The 26,662-nt window shown below is 65.9% G+C and carries 11 protein-coding genes; all 11 read left to right on the top strand.

The window, feature by feature from the left end; translation table 11 throughout:
* Positions 1 to 1,440, top strand: a 1,440-nt coding sequence (locus BLU09_RS39465) for a thioesterase domain-containing protein (RefSeq protein ID WP_244171940.1), incomplete at its 5' end; no start/stop codon positions are given.
* A 110-nt stretch (positions 1,441 to 1,550) separates the two neighbouring features.
* Complete coding sequence (locus BLU09_RS38290) at positions 1,551 to 2,687, top strand: PDDEXK family nuclease (RefSeq protein ID WP_143043165.1); 1,137 nt, start codon at positions 1,551 to 1,553, stop codon at positions 2,685 to 2,687.
* 193 nt (positions 2,688 to 2,880) lie between these two features.
* Positions 2,881 to 3,270 carry a helix-turn-helix domain-containing protein gene (locus BLU09_RS22225; protein WP_090491507.1) on the top strand — a complete coding sequence of 130 codons (390 nt, stop codon included), beginning with the start codon at positions 2,881 to 2,883 and terminating at the stop codon, positions 3,268 to 3,270.
* Positions 3,271 to 3,591: 321 nt separating this feature from the next.
* Positions 3,592 to 6,705, top strand: coding sequence for a DEAD/DEAH box helicase (locus BLU09_RS22220; RefSeq protein WP_090491506.1), 3,114 nt, complete (start codon positions 3,592 to 3,594; stop codon positions 6,703 to 6,705).
* A 213-nt stretch (positions 6,706 to 6,918) separates the two neighbouring features.
* The gene (locus BLU09_RS22215; RefSeq protein ID WP_143043164.1) at positions 6,919 to 8,106 is read left to right on the top strand and encodes a hypothetical protein; all 1,188 of its coding nucleotides are present in this window, start codon (positions 6,919 to 6,921) and stop codon (positions 8,104 to 8,106) included.
* A 163-nt stretch (positions 8,107 to 8,269) separates the two neighbouring features.
* On the top strand, positions 8,270 to 9,103 hold the full coding sequence (locus BLU09_RS22210) for a hypothetical protein (protein WP_143043163.1): 834 nt from the start codon (positions 8,270 to 8,272) through the stop codon (positions 9,101 to 9,103).
* 116 nt (positions 9,104 to 9,219) lie between these two features.
* The gene (locus BLU09_RS22205; RefSeq protein ID WP_167371128.1) at positions 9,220 to 12,096 is read left to right on the top strand and encodes a DEAD/DEAH box helicase; all 2,877 of its coding nucleotides are present in this window, start codon (positions 9,220 to 9,222) and stop codon (positions 12,094 to 12,096) included.
* Between the two features lie 12 nt (positions 12,097 to 12,108).
* Positions 12,109 to 16,650 (top strand): hypothetical protein, encoded by a 4,542-nt coding sequence (locus tag BLU09_RS22200; RefSeq protein WP_090491502.1) that lies wholly within the window; start codon positions 12,109 to 12,111, stop codon positions 16,648 to 16,650.
* A complete protein-coding gene (locus tag BLU09_RS22195; RefSeq protein ID WP_090491501.1) occupies positions 16,650 to 22,949 on the top strand; it encodes a DEAD/DEAH box helicase in 6,300 nt (2,099 codons plus the stop codon). The genes BLU09_RS22200 and BLU09_RS22195 overlap by 1 nt, the downstream gene beginning before the upstream one ends.
* Complete coding sequence (locus BLU09_RS22190) at positions 22,949 to 25,039, top strand: UvrD-helicase domain-containing protein (RefSeq protein WP_090491500.1); 2,091 nt, start codon at positions 22,949 to 22,951, stop codon at positions 25,037 to 25,039. The genes BLU09_RS22195 and BLU09_RS22190 overlap by 1 nt, the downstream gene beginning before the upstream one ends.
* Before the next feature lie 62 nt (positions 25,040 to 25,101).
* Entirely contained in the window at positions 25,102 to 26,652 is a 1,551-nt protein-coding gene (locus tag BLU09_RS22185; RefSeq protein ID WP_090491499.1) for a DUF2397 domain-containing protein, read from the top strand.
* The last annotated feature ends 10 nt before the right edge of the window (positions 26,653 to 26,662 follow it).

Below are 26,662 nucleotides of genomic sequence, written 5' to 3'. Positions count from 1 at the left end.
TTGCCCCAGGGCGAACTCGAGTTCCTGGGCCGCATCGACTTCCAGGTGAAGCTGCGCGGCTTCCGCATCGAACTGGGAGAGATTGAGTCCGCGCTGCGCCAACACCCCGCCGTGCGCGACACCGTGGTCCTGGTCCGCGAAGACACGCCAGGGCTGCAACGCTTGGTGGCGTACGTGGTTGCGGAGGCGGAGACCACCACTGTCGTGGACTCCGGTACGTTCCGCCCGTTCCTCAAGGAGCGACTGCCCGAGCACATGGTGCCCTCGGCTTTCGTCACGCTGGAGTTCCTGCCGCTCAACACGAGCGGCAAGGTGGATCGAAAGGCGCTCCCGCTCCCCGATGAGACAACCTCGCAGCACGAGGCCTACGTCCCGCCACGCGACGCGTACGAACTGGAGCTGGCCCGTCTCTTCGAGGAATTGCTCGGTGCCTCGCCAATCAGCGCGAAGAGCGACTTCTTCGAGCTGGGCGGACACTCACTGCTCGCGGTACGGCTCCAGTCCATGCTGCGCGCGCGCACGGGACGCACCCTGCCAGTCACAGCGCTCTTCCAGGCACCCACTGTCGAGGGGCTGGCCGCCTTCCTTCGACGCGAGCCTGCGCCGTGGACGCCGCTCGTTCCCATCCAGCGGAGTGGCTCGCGGGTGCCCTTCTTCTGTGTTCACCCGGTGGGCGGCACGGTGTTCTGCTACACCGAACTGGCGCGGAGACTCGGCCCTGACCAGCCCTTCTACGGACTGCAGGCCCAGGGAGTGGAGGGAACGCTACCGCCGAACGAGTCCATCAACGCCATGGCGGCCAGCTACGTGGACGCCATCCGCACCGTGCAACCCCAGGGACCGTATCGATTGGGAGGATGGTCACTCGGAGCCGTCATCGCCTTCGAGATGGCCCGCCTGCTACAGCAAAGTGGTGAGACGGTGGACGTCCTTGCCCTGATTGAGCCCAGCTCCACCTCGCTGGCCCAAGGCGTCACGGCCGACGACGACCTGGCCGCGGCGACGATGTTCGCGCTGGACCTGGCGCGCACAGCGGGAATCTCTCCATCGACGATCTCGGATGGTTCCGTGAGCGACGCGAAGGCACTGCTGGAACGAGTGCTCCAGGAGGGCCGCGACACGGGTGTCTTCATCCCAGACGCCGGCATGGCCCAGCTCCACGCGTTGCTTCGTGTCTTCACCGCCAATCTTCGTGCGCTTCAACAGCACACGCTGGATACCTGCCCAGGACCTCTCACCGTCATGCGCGGCAGCGACACGGAACTGGAGCCTTCCGAGACGGAAGACCGTGGATGGAGCCGCCACGCAGCTCAGCTCGTGGTGCGCGTCATTCAGGGAGATCACTACAGCGTCCTACGGGCCCCCAGGGTCGATGCACTCGCAAGCGCGCTGACCGAGCTTCTGACTCTCGCCGATACGACAGCGCCAGAATCCAAGTAGGCTTGTCAGGCTGTGTCACCACTTGAGGGAAGTCGAAGCACAGCCGCCATAAACAAGCACACACCTCAACCACAAGACGGCCAATCAACAAGCCCGCTACCCGCCCCGCCATGTCGCCCCGTCAACCTGGAGATACCAACCCAACCCATCCTGGCCCCATCTTCGTCAAAGGTGCGGATGGAGGGCTCAACCCGTTTGATGCCAAGAACGGGTACGCATCAGAGGCTGAACTTCAGAATCTCATCGCCGACCATCCCGAACTGCTGCGCGGTGACCAGATGGATCCGGAAGACCCACGGCGATGGCTACTCATCGGGCGTGAGGTAGGAATCCCAGGCGGATTAGGACAGAGCGATCGCTGGAGCATCGACCATGTCTTCATCGACCACGACGCGGTCCCTACCCTCATTGAAGTGAAGCGTAGCTCGGACGCACGAATCCGCCGTGAAGTCGTGGGGCAACTCATTGAATACGCCGCGAATGCGAAGCGACACTGGCCAGCCCATCGCTTGGAGCAGCTTGCCCGCGAGTCCCACGCAGACACCCTCGACCAGACGGTTCTGAAGCTCTGTGGCTCGAATGAAGCGGCTACTGACTTCTGGGCTCGCGCGGACGCGAACCTACGGTCCGGAAATGTCCGGCTCATATTCGCCGCCGACCGGATTCCTGACGAGCTCTACCAGATGGCGGTCTTCCTCAATGAGCAAATGACTCACACAGAGGTGCTCGCCCTCGAGATTCGTCCATACGCCACCCCCGGCGGAATGGAGGCGTTCGTCCCGCACGTACTCAACGCGACTCCACAGGCGCGGGAGCTCAAGAGCGAGATCTCCGGACGACGAAAGTGGACCGAGGCCGAGTTCTTCGACGACGTACGAAGGCGGCTACCGCCCGACGCGTCCAACGCCGTCCGCGCGCTGTTCGATGCTGTCTCCCAAAGCGCGAGCACCCTCAGCTGGGGCACAGGCGCTCTGCGAGGGTCCTTCAACCCCAAGTACGCGCATGTGGGCGAGCGTTCACCGATCAGCGTGTTCTCCGATGGTGCGCTACACATAAACGGCTTCTGGATGGACGCCCCTTACGGGGCTCGACTGAAGGAGGCCGCACGAGAACTGTTCGGCATCGTTGCGAATGAACGGAACCCTGAAATCATCCCTGTCGACCTCTGGGTCCCCAAGAGGCAAGCGCTCCAAGACGCACTCGCGCGCCTGCTAGCACCCAACGCAGCTAAAGCCGGCGAACCCTAGCCGAGGCGCCTTCAGGTCGAGCCCAGCAGCCGAGGCGCTCCGCGTTGAGCCCGCCGCGCCCGAGAAGCCCTCCGTCTGACGGGGTTTCAGTGCGCACCCAAGCGGCTTCCGTCGCCGGCGGAGCCACTTCAGAATCCGGAAAAAACAAAGGCCCTGGAATCCTCAGCTTTCGCCAAGAACTCCAGGGCCTTCGATGGTCGGGGCGACAGGATTTGAACCTGCGACCACTTGCACCCCAAGGAACCCCGGGAGCCGTCCAGCGGTTACCAGCCCTTCACAACCCATCGTAAATACTCGGTTTTCTTCGCCCCGGGGTGTCCAGCCGCCCCATCCAGTACCCCAGGACCCCAAGATTTTTGCTGCTAGTTTGCTGCTGGGCTCCGCCCCGGTGGCGCCGGTGGCCTCGGGCTCTGGCCGGCTGCTGACCGTCCGGGAGGTCGCGGAGCGCTTGGGGGTGTGCCGGGCCACCGGGTACCGGCTCTGCGAACGGGGCACACTGCCCCACATCCGGATCTCCAACGCGGTTCGGGTCAAGGAGGCATCCTTGGAGCGATTTCTGCTGGATCACAGGGGCGCCCCGTAACCCTCGTCCGACTGCGTCAAGTTCTCCAGGCCCTTCAGAGCCATAAGGGGCGGCAGAGTCGGCAATGAAGGTGGAAATCGCGACGGAGCATCCCCAGCTACCGGACACCGTCCATGAGGCTGAAGGCGGGCTCCGTTATCGGCGCGAGCAATGGATGGAGCTGGAAAGCGAGGCAAGCGAGTCACTGCGTAGGTCCGGCCCAAGTGGCCCCTCGTGGTCGGAGGACTCCGTCGCTATGAATCTTGGTTCGTTCATTCCGAAGGCGCGACTGGCGTAGACTCCTCTCGGAGCTTGGCAGAAGCGTTGAATGGGGGGAGGGCCATGACTGCGGCATCCATTCAAGTCGGAACGCTTGTCCGCAAGGTTAGCGACACGCAGATGGTGGGCAAGGTGCTCGACCTGCGTCACGACGAGCAACTGGAGGAAACACTGGCCCGGGTGAAGTTCGGGAATGGGATCCAGACCCTCTCGCTGATTGAACTCGAGCCCTTCGACGTCGAGGGCACGGACCTCTGGACGGACCTGCAGACCTCGCGCTTCAGCAGATCACAGGCATTCCGCACGTTGATGACCTACGAGCGGCTGCGCAGCCCTCCATCGCCCATCACCAGCGCCTTCGGAACGGCTCGTGCTCGCTTCTTCCCCTACCAGTTCAAGCCCGTCCTGAAGTTTTTGGAGAATCCGAACCAGCGGGTGCTGATTGCCGACGATGTCGGCCTCGGTAAGACCATCGAAGCTGGCTACATCCTCCGCGAGTGGCGCGCGCGACAACCACTCGCGAACGTGCTCATTGTTGTCCCGGCGCGACTGCGTACCAAGTGGCGCGATGAGTTGGCAAAGCGCTTCGAGGAGCGCTTCGACATCGTGGGAGCGTCCGAAATCCGCCGTGTGCTCGACCAGGTCGAGCGCGGGAAGGACCTGCCCGAATTCCACTGGATCGCCAGCTACGAAACAATCCGGGACGCGAAGCTGGTGGAACAGATTTCTGAAGTCCGGCCAGGCATCGACCTGCTCATTATGGATGAGGCACACCGAGTTCGTAATCGGGACACGCTCCAGTACAAGGCCGCCTTGGCGCTGAGCCAGTGCGCGGATGCCATCGTCCTGCTCTCCGCGACGCCGGTACAAACAGGCCAGGAGAACCTGCACACGCTGGTCGACCTGCTTGAACCCGGGCGCTATGGGACATTCGGGAACTTCAAGGCATTGGTCGACGCCAATCGGCCGGTCCTCCAAGCCATGCAGTTCGTCAGCGCTGGACAACTGGCACACGCTGCGGACGCGTTGCAGTCGCTCTCTCATCATCCACTGACAGAGTCTCTCACGAGAGAGCGACACTTTGCCGGGATCGTCGAACGGCTGCGCACGGCCTCGTCGAGCAACCGTGCCGAACTGGTTCGGCTCCAGCGCGACGTTGGGGACTTCAGCCTGTTGGGGCATCTCATCAGTCGGACACGCAAGCTGGAGGTGATGGAGGACTGGCCCGTCCGCGATCCGCAAAATCCGATCATCCATCTCACCCCTGATGAAAAAGCCATCTACAGCGCGGTGCGTGAAATCACCCGCCTTCTGGACCCCTGGGGTTCCGATTGGGGTCAATCGATGGGGGCATTGATGGCCTTCCGATACACAGCGAGCTGCATTCCCGCTGCTGTGGACTACCTGCGCAGCCGACTGGCCGAAGGCGGGCTCATTCCCCGTCCGGAAACCCTCCGTGAGGAGCTGGAAATCGAGGTGCTTGAGGAAGAGGGACCACTGGAGACGGGCACGCGGGCCGAGACCCAGGACGCTATGGTCCGACGCATCCACGAAGTGCTCTCCCGGTGCCCCAAGCCTGGAAAGGACAGCAAGTTCAGCGCCTTCCTCTCCGCATTGCGCAAGGTGTGGGCGGACGACCGTAGCAAGCGCCGAACGCGGCGGAAGGTTGTCGTCTTCTCCTTTTTCAAACGGACACTGGCATACCTCCAAGCGCAGCTCGCCCGTGAAGGCATCCCATCGCACGTGATTCATGGGGATATCTCCATCGAAGAGCGAGAGGGGCTCATCGAGCAGTTCCTCGAATCATCCGAGCTCGATGTCCTTCTCTCTTCAGAAGTCGGCGGCGAAGGCATCGACCTGCAGGTGGCCTCGGTCGTCGTGAACTACGACCTGCCCTGGAATCCAATGGTAGTCGAGCAGCGCATCGGCCGCGTCGACCGCATCGGGCAGAAGGCCAACCGCATCGTCGTCATCAATCTCGTCTCGGACGAGACAGTCGAGGAACGCATCCTGTTCCGCCTCTACGAGCGAATCGGAGTCTTCCGCGAGAGCATCGGAGAAATCGACGACATCCTCGGCCCCATGGAGGTGCGCGGACTCATGCTGGATGCACTCAAGGGAGACCTTACTGAGGAGCAGCTGGAGCGGCAAATGGAGCATACGGCGCAAGCCGCCGAGCGGAAGCGACAACTAGCCGGCACTCTCGCACGCGATGTCGATGGATTGCTCGCGGCGGACCAATCTTTCCTCGACGAAATCAATCATCTCGTCAAGCGCAGGCGACTCCCTGAGTCAGGCGAGCTCAAGGAACTGCTGATGCAGGTTCTGGAGACGAGGTACTCGGGGGTGAGTCTTGACGAGAGCCCCTCCCGCCGGCCCGCGACGCTCCACCTGGGCATGTCCGCGGTACGGCAACTCCAGGATTGGAGCCGACGGTATGGAGGCGACGGACAGCGCCTAGTTGGCAGAGCGCAACAGGGGCATCTGCCTGTAACCTTCGACGCGGACGTGGCGATGCAGCACCCGGGCTGTGAGTTCATCCAGGCTCGCCACCCACTCATCCAGTTCGCCGTGGACCGCATCCAGCAGGACGCGGCCAGAAGCCCTGGCGCCTTCGCGCTCCTCGTTGAGTCGGACAAGGTGCCGGAAGGGACATGGGTCCTCGGTGTCTGGGGCATCGAGCTGAAGGCGTCCCGCCCAGAACATAGACTGGAGGCGGTTGCCTGTCGTCTGGATGCTCGCGAGGTGCTCGTCGGGGATGAAGCGGACGCGCTTCTCGTGTCCTGCCTGTCCGGCAGCGAGGATCTCGACCCGCTCCCAAGTACCACGTCGGACCAGCTTGTGAAGTGCTGTGATCGCATTCAGCAGGCCTTCTCTCAGCGCTACGCGCGGCTGCTTCGCGAGACGCAGGAAAGCGAGGAGCGGCGGACCATTCGGCTACGCGCGACGTGGGAGCAGACACTCACGAGCCGCAGGGATGCCGCACGGAAGGCGCTCAACGAGCGGCGACAAAAAAAGGCGCGCCCCTTTGCCATCCAGATGGCGGAGAAGAAACTCGCCAAGCACGAGGCGGCGCTGAAGGCCAAGCTGGAGGAGTTCAAGACCAGTCCGAAGCTCCAAGCCGCCTCACGAGAGATTGCAGCTGCACTCGTCCATGTGCGAAGGCTGAAAAGGTAGAGCCGTTAAATGGGGGGATGAATGGCAGAGCGTAGACCCGAAGGGGGAGCTCCGAGGCATTATCATCTCGGCCTGGACTGGGGCACGAGCACCACGAAGCTTGTACTCCGAGACTACTCACTTGGCAGCAATTCCGCTGCATACGTCCTGCGTCCCACGGGGACTCAGGAAGGGGGCCGGTATCCCTCAGCTGCGTCCGTGCACAATGGGTTGGTGCTCCTCGGTGACGCTGCCGTAGGCCGGCGAGGAACGACCGAGTATTCGCTCAAGGCGAAAGCCGAGACTCCGCAACTGTTCGGGACTCGTGTCCCTGGCGCGATACGTCTGACCTACGAAGCCCTGGCCACGCTGTACCTCGCCCACATCATGAAGTTGGCGCTGGATGTGAGCGACGTGCTTGCTCGTGGCGCGGGTCAACGCCCACGCATGGGCGTGACCCTGGGGATTCCGACTGAGAGGGGCTGGAAGAAAACCCCGCTCGCTCCCGTCTTCCTCCGAATGGCCAGGACAGCGTACGACATCGGCGTCCGCCGGGGAATTGATCCCCAAGGGTGCTCTGAGCAGGAAGCTGAGGAGATGCTCCGCGTTGAACGGCCCCACGACAGCAGGACGGATACGGCCGACTACGAGCAATGGCTCCGCCCGGAGCTAGGCGCCGCCATGCTGTGGGCCTTCCGCTCCCCGGCGATCGCCCCAGGGCTCTATTCCTGCGTCGATATCGGCGCCTGGACCGTGAACACCAGCTACTTCCGGATACGACATGACCACCTCGATGGCGAATACCGCGACAAAGGAGGGCTCTCCTTCTTCGGTGGAGCGTGCAGCCCTCCAGGCATGAATGAGGTCTGCACGCGTCTCGCAAACGTGCTCCGCGTCGTGGACCCGACAGAACTGCGGGGTCGCGAGGATGCCCTTCTGGATACCAGCCGCGAGCGACTCATCGAGCCTGCCGTCAAGAAGATGTTCGATGTCTGGAGAGTGGGGTTTGGACACGCCTATCAAAAAGAGCAGATACAGGAGCGATGGCGGGAGCTGCGCGTCTTCGCAATCGGAGGAGGCTCAAAGGTCCGGGCGGTGCGGGAGCGCTTCCGACAATTCCCGGTGGAACACTGGCCCGCCCCCAAGGAAGCACCCGTGCTTGGCCCTCCCAAGGATCTCTATGAAGTGCCATCGGGAGGCGTACCGTCACGAACCCAGCTTCGCGGAGACCACGCCTTCCTCCATGTGGCCTACGGCCTTTCCGTCCGGCATGGCGACTTCCCGCCCTTCCATCTCTCAGACGCGGTCTCCACCCTCACGCGTCGCGACACCGTTGCTCCCGATAGCCGGAGGAGAAACGTCAGATGCCGATGTGGAAGCCTCACCATCCCTGGCTCGGATCGCTGCCGAGACTGCGAGTGAGGAACCGGCTAACGCTGAAGCTAATGAGCGGAGTACCACCTTCCCCCCCAATGACGTAACCCGCGAGAAACTGTTTGAACGGTGGGAGCGCTTCTGGGCACTTGCCGTCCTTGAGTTTCGGCAAGGCGAGCTGTCCCGGGGGAACCCGGATGCCATGCGGGGCGTGCTCGGGATCAAGCGTCGCTGGCGTAAGGGGACCGGGCACCTCGGGCTCGACTTCAAGCTCATCTCCCGCCAGTCAGAGCTGGGCAGCCTCGGCGCGTACCTCTCGTCGCTGCGTGCCTACCAACTGGTCCTCTCCGGCACCCTCAAGGTAGGACCTGCGGGCCGCGACATCGTCGAGGCGTTCTGGGCGGGCCCCGACTGCCTCATCGAGCGGGAGCGGTCGGACTACACCCCTGAGCCGCGGGAGGCATTCATCAAATGGTTCGCGGAGTACTCGAAGGCGTCAGGACACCTGACGTTACCGCGACGGTCCGTCAAGCAGCCCACGCTCGCAGTCGCTGGCTCTGGACTTCCATGGAGACTGTTGGATTTTGATTATAATCTCTCCTGCCGCAGACCCCACCCGCCGGGTCTCCAGGAGTCCCTCGTGACACGCCGCCACGTCCCGCTGCTCCCGGAAGTTGCGCTCGAAACCTGGGCCGCCACCCTGCGCCCTCCTGCCCGGACAGCCTTGCGGCGCTTCGGAAAGCGGGCCATGGAGGTCTCCGTGGCGGAGCTCGCCTCCGCCATTGCCGCCCATCTGGAGGCCGTGGACGAGGCGCAGCGAAGCAACGAGTTCATCGACCTTGAGAAGGCGCGCTCCCTGGCGCAACTCGCCCGGCAACTCACGGAGCGCCTGGAGACCCTGCCTCCGCAACGGCGCATCATCGCCGCGGCGGCCATCCTCTACTTCGTCACCCCGGACGACGCCGAGGACGACCTAGCCTCTTCCGTCGGCTTCGACGATGACACCGAGGTCTTACAGTCCGCTCTTCGTTACCTCGAGCCCTGAGCCTCCCTCTTCCAGTCATGCGACCCGCCCGCGCACTTCGCGAAACCTCTCCTTTTGCTCCTGGAACCCGCATCCGCGTCCGCGACGAGGAATGGCGGGTACGGGCCTGCGAACCCATGGGTGACGGCCACTTCGCCGTCCACTGCGTGGGCGTCTCCGACCTAGTCCGTCAACACGAGGCCATCTTTCTCACCCAGCTCGACCGTGACATCCAGCCGGTGCGAGTGGAGGACACCACGCTGGTCCAGGACCCGAGCCCCCACTACCGGCGCTCGCGGCTGTACCTGGAGAGCCTGCTGCGCCAGATGACGCCCACGGACGCGCTCCTCTGGCGCGGGCACCGGGCAGCGATGCAGCCCTCCCCCTACCAACTGGAGCCGGCCTCCCGGGCGCTCTCTTCGCTTCGCCCTCGCATCCTCATCGCGGACGCGGTGGGTCTGGGCAAGACGCTCGAGGCTGGCATCCTGCTCTCCGAGCTCATCGCCCGCGGTCGGGGCGAGCGCATCCTTGTCGTGGCCATGAAGAGCGTGCTGGCCCAGTTCCAGAAGGAACTGTGGACCCGCTTCTCCATCCCCCTCATGCGCCTGGACAGCGAGGGGCTGGAGCGGATTCGCCAGCGCATCCCCGCGGGAAAGAATCCCTTCCATCACTACCGCCGCGCCATCATCAGCATCGACACCCTCAAGAACGAGCGCGAGTACCGCCACTGGCTGGAAGGCTGCCAGTGGGACGCCGTGGTGGTGGACGAGTGCCACAACGCCATCAATCAGGGCACCGGCAGGAACCGGGTCGCCGAGCTGCTCGCCTCGCATACCGAGGCGCTCATCCTCACGTCGGCCACGCCCCACAACGGAAGGCCGGAGAGCTTCGCTACCCTGATGAACATGCTGGAGCCCACCGCGGTGGCCAATCCCAGCAAGTACGGCCCGGAGGACATCCGCGGGCTGTATGTGCGCCGCTTCCGCAAGGACGTGGAGCAGCAGGCCCAGAGCGCCTTCAAGCAGCGTGACACCCAGCTTTCCTGGGCGGACGCCTCGCCCGAGGAGGAGGCCGTCTTCGCCGCCCTCCAGGAGGCTCGCTTCCACACCCTGGATCGCCACATCCGCCTGAGCAAGAAGGGCGGCGCGCGCGACGTGCTCTTCCGCACCACGCTCCTCAAGGCGTTCCTCTCCTCGCCGGTCGCCTTCCTGGAGACCGTGGAGCAGCGGCAGAAGAGCCTGCGTGAGCGAATCGACTCGAAGCCTGAACTCGCCTCGGACTGGAGGAAGGATCTCGACACCCTGGACCGGTTGCACGCACTGGCCTCCCGCATCGAGCTCCCAGGCTTCTCCAAGCTGCGGCTCTTCCTGGAGCACACCCTCCCTGCCCTGGGAATCCGGGGGAAACCCGGCGACCCGCGGCTCGTCATCTTCTCGGAGCGTCTGGCCACGTTGGGGCTGCTGGAGACGGTCCTCTCCCAGCGGCTGGGCGTTCAGAGCAACCCAGGCGCACCGGGAGACGGGACGCTTGCGGTGCTCACCGGCGCCGAGAAGGACACGGACATCCGCGCCATCCTCGAGTCCTTCGGCTCGAAGGACGGCAAGGTCCGGGTGCTGCTCGCCTCGGACATGGCCTCCGAGGGCATCAACCTGCACCACTTCTGCTCCCGGCTCATACACTTCGACGTGCCCTGGTCCCTCATCCGGCTTGAGCAGCGCAATGGCCGCATCGACCGCTATGGCCAGACGGAAACGCCCCGCATCCGATTCCTGCTCACTCGCTCCCAGGCCCCACAGGTAAAGGCGGACCTCCAGGTCGTGCAGAAGCTCCTGGACAAGGAGCAGGAAGCGCGCGGCAACCTGGGCGATGAAGGCGCGCTGCTCGGTCTCTTCGACGCGGAACGCGAGGCTGACTTCGTGGCGAGCACCATCTCCTCCGGCAAGGGCCTGGACGAGGAAGTGCGAGCGCTCCAGTCCGAGCGCGCGGGCGCAGAGGCCGAGGATGCGCTCTCCGAGAACTGGCTTCTTGACCTGCTCGCGCACAGCACCGAGCCCCCCTCCACGCCCCAGCGCACCGCCACGCCGCCCTCGCTCTACCCCAGCGATGCAGCCTTCTTCCGCGAAGCGCTGGAGCACTTGGAGCCCGAGCTGACCGCCTCGGGCCACAAGCTCCAGCTCACCTGGCACCCGCAGCGCGACGAGGTCACATTCCGCGCTCCCGAGGACCTCCAGCGCCGCTTCGACTCGATGCCCTCGGGGGCCCGTCCGCGCGAGGGCAAGCTGCATCTGTCCGCCGATCCCAGGACCGTCGAGCGCGCCATCGACGAAAGCCGGGACCGCCAGGGGAGCTGGCCGGAGCTGCAATACCTGTGGAGCCAACATCCAGCGGTGGAGTGGGCCGCGGACCGGGTCTCCCTCTCCTTCGGCCGGTTGGAGGCCCCCCTCCTCGTCATTCCCTCCATCCGGGAGCGGCTCGGGGTGGATGCGGTGGCGCTCGTGGAAGGCACGCTAACCAACCGGCGCGCGCAGCCCGCCCTGACGCGCTGGCTGGGGCTGTGCACGGCGCTGGGGAAGGTGCCGGCCGTACCGCAAATTCTCGCCCTGGACGAGGTCCTGGAACTCGCCGGGCTGCGCGGCAAGGTCGCCAACCCGGGCGTGCCCACGCAGTTGCTGTCGGCACTGGAGGCCGCCCGCCCTCTCTGGCGGGAGACCGCGGAAGCGGAGATGCGCCGCCTGCGCTCCGAACGCATGAACGCCATGCGCGACGAGGTGCACGAGGCCGAGGCGCGAAGCAGCAGGTGGGCGTCCTCGCGCCTCGAAGCCATCGAGGAGGCGCGCCAGCGGCTGGGCGCCCATGGGGACTCGGGACTCGCCCGCCGGCGCCGGGAGCGGCTGGACCGCGAGGAGGCGCAGGTGATGGAACGCAAGAAGGAACGGCACACGTGGATTCAACAGACCCTAGCAACGGATGACCGGGCCCACGTGAAGCTCATTGCCGTACTGGTCGCACGCTGAGGAAGACGGGACATGGCCTTCGCACCGCGTGGCATCAAGAACGTTGGCGAATTCTACAGCCAGCACTACCTGGACGAGCTTCTGGAGAAGGACCTCAAGGGGCTCCTGCAGCACTTCGGCGAGGAAGGACCGCAGAAGGCGCTCAAGGCGCTGCGCAGGAAGTACGAGCAACTGCGCCGCGCCGACAAGGACGAGCGAGACAAGCTCACCCAGTCATTCCATCAGGAGCTGCTCACGGTCCTCGGCTACCCGGTGGACGGCGGAGAGCACCTCGTGGAGCTCGAACCGGACCTGCTGGCCCGGGTGCTGCTCGACCTCTCCGCGGATGGCAATCGGCGAGTAGTGGCCGTGGCAGCTTCGCTGCTGGAGCCCGAGCAGGGCCTGCTGGAGGCGCGGCCCCTGTCGCCCACCTCGGTGCGCCACACTGAGGGGGAGACCTCCTTCCAGGACGACCTGGAGGAGCTCATCAGCACACTCTTTACCCTGGAGGAGCCACCGCGCTGGGTGCTGGCCCTGGCCGGACGCGAGGTGCTCCTGGCCGAGCGCAGCCGGTGGGGCCAGGGGCGCTATCTCCTCTTCGACCTCGACGCGGTGCTGGGCGGCGGCGACGCGCTGGAGCTCACGGCGACCGCGGCGCTGCTGTGCCGCGAGGCGGTGGCCCCCGAGCAGGGTACACCCGCGCACGACCTGCTGGACGAGGGCTCCCACCGCCACGCGTACGGCGTCTCCGAGGACCTCAAGTACAACCTGCGCGAGGCCGTGGAGCTCCTGGGCAACGCATGGGTCCAGTCGCAGCGCGAGTCCAAGAAGAAGGTCTACGCGGGCGACGGCACCAGCCTCTTCGACGACGCGCTCGCCCGCTCGCTCACCAACGAGTGCCTCACCTTCCTCTACCGGCTGCTGTTCATCTTCTACGCGGAGGCGCGCGGCGAGGAGCTGGGCGTCCTGCCCATGAACAGCGAGAGCTACCGGCTGGGCTACAGCCTGGAGCACCTGCGCGACCTGGAGCTGGTGCCGCTGCACGGCGCTGAGGCGCGAGTGGGCACCTTCATCCACGAGAGCATCGAGCAGCTCTTCGCCCTGCTCCACCGCGGCCAGCGCTTCGCTCAAGGCGATGCGCTGCGAAACCAGAAGTTCACCTTCGAGGTGCCCGCGCTGGATTCCGCGCTGTTCGACCCCCGCCATACCCCCCGGCTGTCCTCGGCGCGCCTGCCCAACGAGGTCATGCAGCAGGTACTCCAGCTCCTCTCGCTCTCCCGCCAGGGCGCCTGGGGCCGGGGACGCAACCGGGGCCGCGGCCGCATCTCGTATGCACGGCTGGGCATCAACCAGCTCGGCGCCGTCTACGAAGGGCTGCTCAGCTACACCGGCTTCTTCGCCCGCGAGGACCTCTACGAGCTCAAGAAGGAGGGCACGAGCGACGACGGGGACGCGCTGGAGCAGGTCTTCTTCGCCCGGGCCTCGGAAGTCGAGCGCTTCAAGGAAGAGGAGTTCGTCCAGGTGCCGGACCCGCTGGAACCCGAGCGCCGCACGCAGCGCAAGGTCTACAAGAAGGGCTCCTTCGTTTACCGGCTCGCGGGGCGGGACCGGGAGCGCTCCGCCTCGTACTACACGCCGGAGGTGCTGACCCGTTGCGTGGTGAAGTACGCGCTCCAGGAGCTGCTCACGGGCAAAAGCGCGGACGAGATTCTCCGCCTCACTCTGTGCGAGCCCGCCATGGGCAGCGGGGCCTTCCTCAACGAGGGCATCAACCAGCTGGCGAGCGCGTACCTGGAGCGGAAGCAGGCCGAGCTGGGAAGGCGCATCCCCCAGGCCGAGTACGCGCAGGAGCGTCAGCGGGTGAAGGCCTGGCTGGCCACGCACAATGCCTACGGCGTCGACCTGAACCCCGTAGCGGTGGACCTCGCCAAGGTCTCACTGTGGCTCAACATCCTGGGGCCCGGGATTCCGGTGCCGTGGTTCGACCTGCGCCTGGGCGTGGGCAACTCGCTAGTGGGCTGCCGCCGGCAGGTGTTCCGGGCCAGGGACGTACTCCGGAAGAACACGAAGACGGCGCCCAACTTCCTCGTGCTCGTGCCGGAGACCGTGCCGCTGAGTCAGCCGCTCCCAGAGGACGGCATCCTCCACTTCCTCCTTCCAGATGAGGGAATGGGCGCGGTCGCGGACGACAAGGTCGCGAAGTCGCTCGCCCAGGAGGAGGTGAAGCTCCTCAAGGAGTGGCGCAAGCGCTTCATCTCCGCCGCGTGGAAGGAAGAGGAGGTCCAGCGTCTGCATGCGCTCAGTGCGGCGGCGGACCGACTGTGGATGCGGCACGTGGAGGACCGGCGTCGAGCACTGGCCCGAACCGCACAGACAGTTCTCGTGTGGGGCCAACCTGTCGAGACAGCGACACAGCATCTCCCTGCGGAGGAGCGAGAGCGCATTGTTGCCGAAGACCTAGGCCAACCAGGGACACCGGGACGGCGGCTCCAGCTCGCCATGGACGCTTGGTGTGCACTGTGGAGCTGGCCGCTGGACAAGGTGTACCTAATTCCAGAGCGTGATGAGTGGCTCTCCGCACTTGAAGCACTACTCGTGCCCGAGGGCGCGGTGAATGTAGCGGCGCTCAAGCAGGCGCATCCCTGGCTTGCCGAAGTGGGCGGCGGCTTTTTCCACTGGGAGCTGGCCTTCGCGGAGGTGTTCGCCGACCGAGGCGGATTCGATCTGCTCCTAGGTAATCCCCCGTGGGTCAAGTTGGAGTGGAAGGAGGCAGGCATCCTCTCCGAGTTTGATGCCACACTGGGTGTTCGAGAGCACAGCGCGTCGGACTTGGAGGGAATGCGCAAGGCACTGCTGAATAGCGCTCAACGGAAGAGCGATTACCTAGGCGAACTGACTGCGACATCAAGTCTGCAATCCTTACTCAGCGCAAAGCAGGCCTATCCGCTGCTAGGAAGCGGCTCGGTCAATCTGTATAAGAATTTCATTTGTCTGGGATGGCGGCTGAGCAGTGCAGGAGCCGTGTTGGGTCTCATTCACCAACCCTCTCTGTTCGACGATCCAAAAGGAGGGGCGCTGCGCGCCGAGAGCTACCGAAGATTGAGACTGGTTGCATTTTTCCGGAATGCTCTTCTGCTCTTCCCAGACGTTGATAACAACCGCCCCTACTGCCTGACGGTGTGGTTCCAAATTCATGAAAAGCCCCAGTTCAAGAGCATCGGAAACCTGTTCCATCCTCGAACCATCGATGACTCTTTGATGCACTTGGGCGCGGGGCCAGTTCCTGGAATCAAGAACGAAAGCGACGCCTGGGAGATTCGCGGCCATCGACATCGAGTGATTGCGGTGGATGAACAGACGCTGGAGCTCTTCGCAAAACTCTATGACGAACCCGGCACACCGTCCCGAGAGGCCCGTCTTCCAATAGTACATAGCATCGAGATGCTGCAGGTGCTTAGGCAATTTGCGGCTGCGCCTAAACTCGCCGACCTTGATGATTGCTGGTTTGCGACAATGATGTGGAATGAGACCAACCAGCAGAAGGACGGCACGATCAGCGCCAGAGAGCACGACTGCAGTGCGCCAGAAGAATGGATCCTTTCGGGACCACATTTTTATGTGGCTCGCCCATTCAACAAAACACCCAATCCTCGATGTCGTTCGAACAAAGACTACACACAGATCGACCTCACCCGCATTCCTGACGACTACCTACCACGAACCAATTATTCTCCTGGGTGCAGTCCCAAGGAGTATCGGGCGCGCACACCGACATTCAAGGACCGCCCAGTTACGGACTTCTACAGGCATGTACAAAGAAAAATGCTTGCCATGGCCGGAGAACGGACGGTCATTGGAGCAATCATCCCACCTGGGACTGGCCACATCGACGGATGCGTATCCTTTGCATTCACCAGAACCGATGATCTGGTGCGATTCTCCGCAATCTGCTCGTCCCTCCTGCTTGACTACTTGGTTAGAAGCACTGGCGCTGCGAACATACGAGGGGATGGGATGGCAAGAATGCCATTCGTTTCCTTAGCAAACCTGAATGCCGCGCTGGCAATCCGCACATTGCGGCTAAACTGCCTCACTTCGCATTATGCAAGCCTGTGGGAAGCAGCGTGGACGCCAGAGATGAAGCGCGACGGCTTTACTCGTGCTGACGCAAGGCTCTCTGATTGGTCATTTCTGTCAAATACGTGGGAGCGGCCGAGCGCATTGAGGACCGACTTTGAACGTAGACAAGCACTGGTTGAGATTGACGCACTTGTAGCTCTCATGGCTGGACTAAGCGCAGATGACCTATGCCTTGTTTATCGTGTTCAGTTTCCCGTGCTGTACGGTTATGAGCGCGATAACCGCTACGACCGCACGGGCCGTCTAGTCTCTTCGGCGGCGCTGAGGTTCGTCGCGAAGCAAGGGATAACGGAGGGCACCGTCACTGCCCCGGACGACCCTTCCATCACTTACGTCCTCCCGTTCGACGGCTGTGACCGCGAGGCGGACATGCGGCAAGCCTACGCGGAGTTCCAGCGCCGCCACCACGCCCAGGCGGCCTCGGAGGTGGCCTGATGCTGCCCTCGCAGGTGGCGGGGCAGGTCCGCCGCTCGGTGGTCGACTACCTCCAGACGACCTTCGCCTTCACCCGCGGCGAGCTGCGGGAGGGCCTCGAGCGCTTCCTCCAAGACCCGGAGCGTGGGCTCTTCAAGGGCCCCTACCTCTCCGTTCGCCTGCCCTACAAGAAGGCCCCGGCGAGCCACACCGTACCCCTGGACGTCGCGCCGCCCTTCGTCCCCTTCGTTCACCAGCTCCGCTCCTTCGAGCGGCTGGCCTCGCGCGAGGGCCACGAGCCGCTGCACACCCTGGTTACCACGGGCACCGGCTCGGGCAAGACGGAGTGCTTCCTCTACCCGCTGCTGGACCACTGCGTCCGCCACCAGGGTCAGCCGGGCATCAAGGCCATCGTGCTGTACCCGATGAACGCGCTGGCCACCGACCAGGCGCGGCGCATCGCCTCCATCCTCGCCAAGGACAACCGGGTGCGGGGCAAGGTGCGGGTGGGCCTCTACATCGGTGGCAGCCAGGAGGCCTGTGAGGTCCCCGGCAAGGACGAGCAGTCCCTCGTCGAGTCGATGCTGCTCACGGACCGGCAGGCCATCCGGGCCCAGCCTCCGGACATCCTCCTCACCAACTACCGGATGCTGGACTTCCTGCTGCTCCGGCCGGAGGACAGCGTCCTCTGGAAGGACAATGGGCCCCGCACGCTCCGCTACCTCGTGCTGGACGAGCTCCACACCTACGACGGCGCCCAGGGCAGCGACGTTTCCTGCCTCATCCGCCGGCTGCGTGCCCGGCTCGGCATCGCCCCCCAGGCCCCCGGGCTCACCTGCGTAGGGACCTCGGCCACGGTGGTCTCCGGGGACGACGCCTCGGAGGCAGATGAGAAGCTCCTCTCGTTCGCGGGCCAGGTCTTCGGCACGCCGTTCCCCAGGGATGCCATCATCAAGGAGGAGCGGGAGGGCCTGAACGCGTACCTCCGCACCTCCGTGGACTTCGAACCGCCCCCCTACCCCCGTGAGCGCTCCCTGCTGGAGCCCCGGAGCGACGAGTCACTGGACGCCTACTGTCAGCGCCAGGCCGGGCACTGGCTGGGACCCGAGGGGGCGCAGGACCGTTTCGCCGCCGCCGAATACCTTCGGGGCCACCCGCTGCTACCGCCGCTCGTCCGGCAGGGCCAGCGCGGCGTGCGCACCGAAGCGGAGCTGTGTGAGCGGCTCGCTCAGGGGGACCCCGAATTCGAGGCCCTCCCCCCCGAGGTGCGGCTGGCGGCGCTGGACAGCTTCGTCGGCGTCATCTCCTGGGCACGCCGCAAGGAGGGGAAGTACGAGCTGCCGTTGCTCACCGTCCAGGTGCACCTGTGGCTGCGCGAGCTGCGGCGCCTGCTGCGCCGGGTCCACGCCGGGGAGGTGGCCTTCTGCTGGCCCGAGGAGCGCCTGCCGGAGGGCGTAGTGGCCCTGCCCACCTACTACTGCCGGGAGTGCGGGCACGCCGGGTGGGTGAGCGTCCAGCACCAGGGCGACCGCCACCTGTCGCGCAACCCCAAGGAGATCTTCCGCGCCTACTTCGAGCGCTCGGAGTGGCTGCGCTACGTGGCTCTGGGCGACGAGTCGCTGGAGTCCGACGATCCGCCCCAGTGGCTCAACAGCTCCACCCTGGAGCTGCGCCGACTGGAGGATGCGCCAGCGCAGGGGGGCTTCAAGGTGCACCTGCACCACCACGTCACCTCGACGGGCCGCGACTCCAAGCGCTGCCCGGCTTGTGACACGGACCAGGCGCTCATCATGGTGGGTGCCCAGGGCTCCACGTTGAACTCGGTCAGTGTGGCCCAGTTCTTCTCCTCACGGCTCACAGCGGACAAGAAGCTCCTGGCCTTCACGGACTCCGTGCAGGACGCCTCGCACCAGGCAGGCTTCTTCACCGGCCGGACCTATCGCTTCTCCCTTCGCGCGGCGTTCCTCCAAGCCCTGCCTGAGCAAGGCCACGTGCCCCTGGCCCAAGTGGGACCGCTCACCGTGGCGAGCCTCGACGAGCGACTCGGCGTCACGAAGGCCACTGCAACCCTCTTCGCGCCCGAGCGGCGCGACGAGCCGGCCTACCGCTCCTTCCTGGACCGCCCCACGTCGCAGCGCCAACGGCCGCTGGAGCAGGCGTTGCAGGAGCGCGTCTCCATCGAGGCAGTGCTGGAGTTTGGGTACAACGCCCGCGTCGGCCGCAGCCTCTACAAAGTGGGCAGTGCGGCGCTCAGTGTGGACCCGGATGCGCTGGAGCGGGCCGCCGGGCACCTCGCCCACCTGCTACCCAATGAGCTTCCCGGCCTGTTCAGCCACTGTGACGACCCGGGGCTCGCGCTCCGGCGGCTGCTGTTGTCACTGCAGCACCGGGTAGCCTCCCGCGGCGGCGTGCACCACCCCGTCTTCGACGCCTTCCTGAGAGACGGGGCCAATGACTTCCTGCTGAGGCGCGACCGTAACCCCGCCCTCCCGCCCCTGCCACTTTCCGAGCGCCCGCTACGGTTCCTCTCGCGCAACAAAAAGAAGCGCACGCTGGATTTGTGGGCCCCCCCCGAGCCCCACCGGACCTGGGCGTACGACTTCGCCTTGCGTGCCCTGGTCGACGGGCCGCATCCGCTCGACGACGCGCTCTCGCACGATCGCCTAGCGGAGGACCTGGACCTGCTCAAGGGCTTCTTCGGGCTCGTCCAGGATCGGCTGGTCGCGGAGAACCTCCTCCGAGATTACGGACGTGACCGGGGCGACTGCCTGGGAATCCCGCTCACCGCCCTCCGAGTCACCCGGGACGTGCGCATGCTCCGCTGCGGCGTCTGCGGGCATCCGCTCACCCTGGATTCGGCCGAGGCCCGCGTGCTCGAAGGGGGCCGGTGCCTGGGCTACCGCTGTATCGGCCGCTACCAGGAGGACACCCGCCCCGAGCAGCGCTACTACCGCGCCGTCTACGCCTCCTCGGACATCCAACGGGTGTTCGCCCAGGAGCACACGGGCCTGCTGTCCCGCACCGAGCGTGAGGCAGTGGAGACGGGCTTCAAGGAGGGCAAGCCCGCCGACGCGCCCAACCTGCTCTCCGCCACCCCCACGCTGGAGATGGGCATCAACGTGGGCGACCTGTCCGGCACCCTGCTGGCGAGCGTCCCGCCCACCGTGGCCAACTTCGTCCAGCGCGCCGGGCGCGCGGGCCGGGACACGGGCAACGCGCTCCTGCTGACGCTCGCGCGCGCGCAGTCTCACGACCTGTACTTCTTCCTCCACCCTCCGGACATGATTGCCGGAGCGGTGACCGCGCCGGGCACCTTCCTGGACGCGCCGGAGATGCTCATCCGGCAGTTCAATGCCTTCTGCCTAGACCAGTGGGCCCGTGGCGAGCCCCGCGCCGTCATCCCGCGCAACGTCGCGGCCATGCTCTCGGCGGAAGTGGCCGGCCGCTTTCCACGGGGCTTCCTGGAGTGGGTGGGTGCGCGGCGCACGGAACTGCTCGGCCAGTTCCAGGGGATGTTCGGTGATGCGCTCTCCGAGCCCAACCGCGCCCGGCTCCAATTGGCGGCAGGTGAGCTGGGCGAGCGGCTGGGCAGCCGACTGCGCCAGACGCGCGAGAGCATCGAGGAGCTCCAGCGCCTGCGCCTGCGCCTCAAGGAGCGCCAGCGGGCGCTGCTCGAGCGGCCGGACCCGAACCTGACGCGGGAGGGTCAGGAGCAGGAGCGGCAGGAGCTGGAGACGGACCTGCGCGTGGTGGAGGAGCGGCTGCGCGGAATCAACAACCAGTGGGGCCTCGACTATCTGGTCGCCAACGGGTTCCTGCCCAACTACGCGCTGGCGGAGCCCGGCGTGACGCTGAGTTACGTCATCACCGGCGTCCCCGGCGCGGAGGGGACCCGCCGAATTGCGGATGCTCTGGAGCGTCCTGCTGCGAGAGCCCTCCGGGAACTCGCGCCCTTCAACTCATTCTACGCCAGGGGCCGCAAGCTGGTGGTGGACCAGGTCCGCGCAGGGACGCGCGACCACTCGCGCATCGAGCGGTGGGCGTTCTGCACAGACTGTGCACACACGGCTCTGTGGACGGCCAATGACGCCCCCCGGAGCTGTGAGGTATGTGGTGCCGAGGGTTTCGGGCAGCAGGGCCAGGTGCGGGAGGTGCTTCGCCTGCAAGAGGTGGCCGCGCGCCAGCCCCACCACTCGAGCATCCCCCTGGACGACACGGACGAGCGCGCTCAGGAGCGCTACCGCGTCCTGGCGTTGTTCGAGCTCGACCCGGCCAGGCCCCACCGCGCATGGGCGGACTCGGAGCGGGTGTTCGGATTCGAATGGTTGGCGTCGGTCCGCCTGCGGGAGTTGAACCTGGGGCTGGAGCGGGAGCGAGGTCCGGACCTGGAGCTGCAAGGAGACGCGCTGCCCGCCCCCGGCTTCTCGGTCTGCGACGACTGCGGCATCGTCCGCGACCGCCAGCACGCGAACCACCCGCCCCGGCACCTCTTCCGTTGTCGCTCCAAGACGGGTGGGGAGCGGTGGCGCGACGTGTTCCTCTACCGGGAGATGCACAGCGAAGCCATACGCGTGCTGCTTCCGGTGGTCACCTTTGACGTCGAGAGCCGGATGCGGCACCTGAAGGCGTGCCTGCGCCTGGGGCTGAGAGAGAAGTTTGGCGGAGCGCCCGTTCACCTCCAGGTGGATGAGGCCTCCGAGCCGACTTCCACCGGTGCGCGCCGACGATTCCTCGTGCTCTACGACAACGTCGAGGGTGGGACCGGGTACCTGAAGGAGTTCGCCGAGCACCCCACCCGCTTCCTGGAGCTCTTCGAGCTGGCACGCCGCCGAATGCGGGCGTGTCCTTGCAGCCGTGGCAATGCGAAGGTGGGCGAGCCCCCGGGAGATGGGTGCCACCGGTGCTTGTTCTCCGGAGCAGAAGGTCGCCAACTGGAGGGGCTATCCAAGCGGGCGGCCCTCGAGCTCATTGCCTTCCTGCTGCAACCAGAGCCGGACCTGCGGGAGGTGGCCTCCCTCTCGGACATCTCGGTGGAGCCGGTGGCGGACAGCGAGTTGGAGGAGATGTTCCTGAGCGCGGCGCTCCAGGATGCCCGCTCCCGGGGGTTCACCGCACAGCGGGTCGCGGTCCGCGGACTCGATGCTTGGCGCCTGGAGCGATGCAGGCAGGTCGTCCAGGTTGTCCGCCAGGTTCCCCTGGGACGCGAGCAAGGCGTGGAGATTGCTTCCAGGCCTGACTTCGTGTTCGAGGCCGTGTCCGAGCCCGACGGAGCCGCCTCCACACGGCTGCCGGTCGCCGTCTTCTGTGACGGCTACCGCTTCCATGCCCGGCTCGATGGCGGCGACTCCATCATCCACGAGGACGTGGCCAAGCGGGCGGCCCTCGTGCGAAGTGGGAGGTATCGAGTCTGGAGCACCACCTGGGCGGACGTGGACGGCCCAGAGCTGGCCCGCCTCGCCGGCCCCGAGCTGCTCACCGAGCAGGCGGCGAGCCTCTTCTCGAAGCTTCCGTTCCTCGGGGGCGCCGAGCGGGAGGCCCCACGCCGCAACCCGGTGCTCCTCCTTCTGGACCTCATCACCGAGTTGCCCGAAGCGGCCTGGACGAAACTCGCGGCCGGCCTGTCGGCAGCGCTGCTCTCCACGCGGAGCACCCTCGCGGAGGGGGGGTGGGAGAGTTACCGGGCGGACCTCGAAGCGCGCGGGTTGGAGGCACGTGCGGCTCCGGCCCAGGGCCGGTGGGGGTACGGCGAACATCAGGCGGGGCCGGTCCGCCTGTCGGTGTGCGTGGACCTGCCTCGTGCGAGCGCGGAGCTGTCGAGGAACCCGGGCGTGCTCGTTCGGTGGGTGCTCCATCTGCTGGACCATGAGGAGGCGCTGACGCGGGAGGATTTCCGCGACGGGTGGCGGCTCTTCTGGGCCCTGTTCAACTGGATGCAGGTCCTTCCGGAGGGAGAAGCCCAGACGTCTCGCTCGCTGGAGCGCGCGGTGGATGGCACCGTGCGCCCCCGTGTGGCGGCCCAGGAGGCACCAAGCTGGGTGGCGGAGGTGGATCCCTCGATTTCGGAAATCGCCCTGGCACTGGCGCGCGCGGTGGTGCCGCTCCCCGAGCTCCTGTCTGAACTCGCCCGGCCAGGCTCCACCCGCGGAGCGTGGGGGCAAGCGGAGCTCTCGTGGCCAGAGCGAAGAGCTGCCCTGCTGCTCGAAGCCCTGGCGCCCGAATTTGATGTTCAGGATGCGCAGGCGCACGGCTGGAAGCTGTGGGTCGCTGACGCCGCGCTGGATGTGCAGTCGTTGATTGATTTCCTCAAGGAGTCTCGGTGATGCCGTCCGTGGAACTGGTGGTCAGCAAGGAGCTGTTCCTGCAGCTGCCCAGGCTGCCGCACAAAGTGCAGCGCAAGGTCTACGAGCTGATAGAGAACTTCGAGCAGGACTCGCGCTCGGCGGCCCGTCACCTGGAGCCTATCCGCGACTTCAAGGACAAGAGGGCGCGAACCGCGCGAGTCGGTGATGACTACCGGGCCATCATCATTGCCCCGGATGCCGGAAACCGCTTCATGCTGGTGTATGTGGACCACCACGACGAGGCCATGCGCTGGGCGCGCAACAAGGTCTTCGATGTGCACCCCGTGGTGGGCTCGCTGCAGGTAGTGGATGTGGTGGCCGCGGCAGCAGCGGTCGAGCAGCTCCCCGTGGGGCGGGAGCCGGGTGCCTTCGACACGCTGAAGGACGACCAGCTCGTGGCCTTGGGGATTCCGGAGGTACTGCTGCCCTCGGTGCGGAGGGTTCGTGACGAGTCCTCATTGAGGAAGCTCGCGCCGCACCTGCCCGAGGAAGCCGCCGAGGCGCTGACCTGGCTGCTTCATGGTGACTCATTCGAGGACGTCCAGTACTCAGTGGGGAGGCCAGCGCGCAAGGTTGACGTCGAGGATCTCGGGGCTGCGCTGGAAGAGCCGAGCACCCAGAGGCGGTTCGTCCAGGTCCGCTCCGCAGTGGCTCTCGAGGAGCTCCTGTCCAGGGATGTCGAGGCCTGGCGCGTCTTCCTCCATCCCGACCAGCGCAAGCTCGTGTCCCACTCCTTCAACGGGCCCGTGCGGGTGCTGGGAGGTCCAGGCACGGGAAAGACGGTGGTGGCGCTGCACCGGGCCAGATACCTGGCGGAGCAGGTGTGGACGGAGCCGCATCACCGCATCCTCTTCACCTCCTTCTCGCAGAACCTGGCCCGCGATCTCCGGCGCAACCTCCGCAAGCTGTGCAACGGCAACGATCCGCCGCGCATCGAGGTGACGCACCTACACGCCTGGGCCGCCGGCTGGCTGCGCGAGCGGGGCGTGAAGCTGCAGATCGCCCAGGACGAGCAGGTGCGAGAAGCATGGGCGGAGGCCACAGGTGTCACGGGGCTGTCGCGCTTCACCCTGGCCTTCATCCTGCAGGAGTGGGAGCAGGTCGTCCAGGCACAGGACATCCAGAGTGAGGCGGCGTATCTCCGAGCTAGCCGTCGCGGCCGCGGAGGCACACCGCTCAAGAAGGAGGATCGCCAGTTCCTATGGTCCGTTTTCTCCAGCTACCGTGAAGCGCTCCAATCGAGGCAGCTCCACGAGTTCGTGGATGTCGTCCGGCTGGCCAGGAAGCGGCTCGTGGAGGAATGCGCCTTTCCGTACCAAGCGGTTGTGGTGGATGAGACCCAGGATCTCGGACTGGAGGAGCTCAAGCTCCTGCGGGCCTTGGCGCCCTCGGGTCCCAATGATCTCTTCCTGGTAGGAGATGCACACCAGCGGCTTTATGCGCCACCGGTACGCCTGTCCTCGGCCGGCATTGATATACGCGGGCGAGGAAGGACGCTGAAGATCAACTACCGCACCACGCACGAGATCCGCGGCTATGCGGTGCGGCTCTTTGGAGACGAGCGGCGGGACGATCTGGATGGTGGCGAGGAGAGCCTGAAGGGCTACAGCTCGGTGCTCTCAGGACCGGAGCCGAAGGAGGCCTGGTTCGCGGACCCATCCTCAGAGCTACAGGCTGTGGTGCAGCACCTGCGCACGCTCTTGAAGGACGCTCCGGCGGAGTCGATCGGTCTCCTGGTCCGGACACGGGAGCTTGCCCGCCAGTATGAGACGAAGCTCAAGGACGCGGGGCTCTCCGTGGTTGTGGTGCACGAAAAATCCGAGCTCGATGAGGGACCGGGTATCCGGGTGTGTACCTTGCACCGAGCCAAGGGCCTTGAGTTCCACCACGTTCTGCTCTGTGGTCTCGGCGACGAGCGCTTCCCCATGCCGGTGAGGCCGGAGCTCCTGGACGATGAACTCGCGGTCGAGGAGCACGAAGCCCGTGAGAGGAACCTGCTGTTCGTCGGAGCCACGCGGGCGCGTGAGACCCTCTGGCTGAGTGGGTGGGGCAGGCGCTCCTCCCCTTGAGTTCGGGGTGGACCCGGCGCCCGAGAGGGGCCTGCTGGTAGAGTGAGGGGGGCACTACGCTCATGAGCAGCCAGACACACTCCGCCGAAGAGGACCGCCTCCACGCGACACCCGCCGGAGCTGAGGCCCGCGTCGTCGTGTCCTACCTCGTCGCCCCAGAGGCAGAGCAGTACATCCCCATCATGGAGGTATTGGAATCCTCCATCACGGACCTGACGCCGCATGAGGTCGGCGTTCACCTGGCTGCAAGCGGCATCCAGTTGGAAGAGTCCGTCATCGAGGCGCGACTGACCCAACTTCAGGAGTGGGGGGCCGCATCCGCCCATGTGGATACCTCGCGCATATTCCGCTTCGCGGATCTGCTAGCGAAGAACTGGCGCTACACGGCGACCCCCACGGGTCGACACGTCCAGCGGTTCTACCGCACGGCACTGGCGGGCACCCGGACCGTACGGGAAATTCCCCTGAAGAGCCTCGCCAGGGTCGTCGACGCGGCAGAGACGCTCGCCGGGACGAGAACACCAGAGCCCATACCCATCGCCGAGCTCATCCAGCGGCTGTTCGTCAGCCATGACGACCTCGACGCAGCCCTGGTGGGCGCCGAGGATAGCCTCGCGGGCCTCGTGGACCGCTTCGACCTGAACAAAGCGTCCGCAGCCGAGCTTAAGACGCTGCTTGTCAGTTACGCCACGCATGTGGCGGCGGAGCTGGAGCGCGGCGCGGCTCGCGCGTACCAGGCGCTGGAGATACTACGGCCCCAATTCGCCGAGCTCGCCACGAGCGCCGTGTGGGCGTCGGATGCGCGTGACCTCATCGAGCGCGGTGCCCTCGTTGCATCCCGAGGGGGCCGGCAAGAGGACTGGGATGGGCTGCTGGCCTGGTTCGATCCAGTAACTGGCCGCTCGGCCCGGTTCGCGTTGCGCCTGGTCCGGGCTCTGCCCGGGATGCACGTCAACCTCCGCCGACTGCACAGCTCCTCAGGCACCGCTACTAGCCGGAGCCGCGCCCTTGCGCTGGCGAAGGCATGTATGCACCCAACTCTTGGCCCGGCGGTGCTGCTCGCTGCACTTGGTGACCACTCCTGGCGAAAGCTCCACGGCGAGGCCGAAGACTTCGAACCCGCCCGCACCCGCCCCTGGCGTGAAGGCCCCCGAATCGAAGTGCCGGAGCTACTCCGCATCACCGGTCGCGCTGGCGCGCGTGGCCGCCCTCCCGCCGATCGTGACGACACCTCCGCCCGCGACGCCGTCGCCGAGAAGCGCAGGCGCCGGGCAACGGAACATGCCGAGGCGGTCCAGGAGGTGCTGCACGCCGCCCCTGGCGCCCAGCTGTCGGAACGGGCGGCGCGGGTAGCCCTGGCGTCGCTTACTGCCGCAGCGCGTGGCCGCGCCATCAACGGGCGACGCACGGCTATCCGCGATGGGCTGGCCTGCACACTGTTCTACCTGGGCTCCGAAACGGGAGCGCTCCGTGCACCCACCTGGCGGGTGCTGACACCTGGCCGCGTCCCTGTGTTCCACCTCCCCGGCACCCTACCCCAGGTGCCTCAGGGCCGAATGGCTCCAGAGCCGGACGACTCGGCCGCGACTCTTGAAGCAGGCGGTGAGAAATGAACGACGAGCG

This window comes from Myxococcus virescens, assembly GCF_900101905.1.
GTDB lineage: Bacteria > Myxococcota > Myxococcia > Myxococcales > Myxococcaceae > Myxococcus > Myxococcus virescens.
The sequence above is the reverse complement of the archived record's forward strand: the minus strand, read 5'-3'. Positions and strand labels throughout refer to the sequence as shown.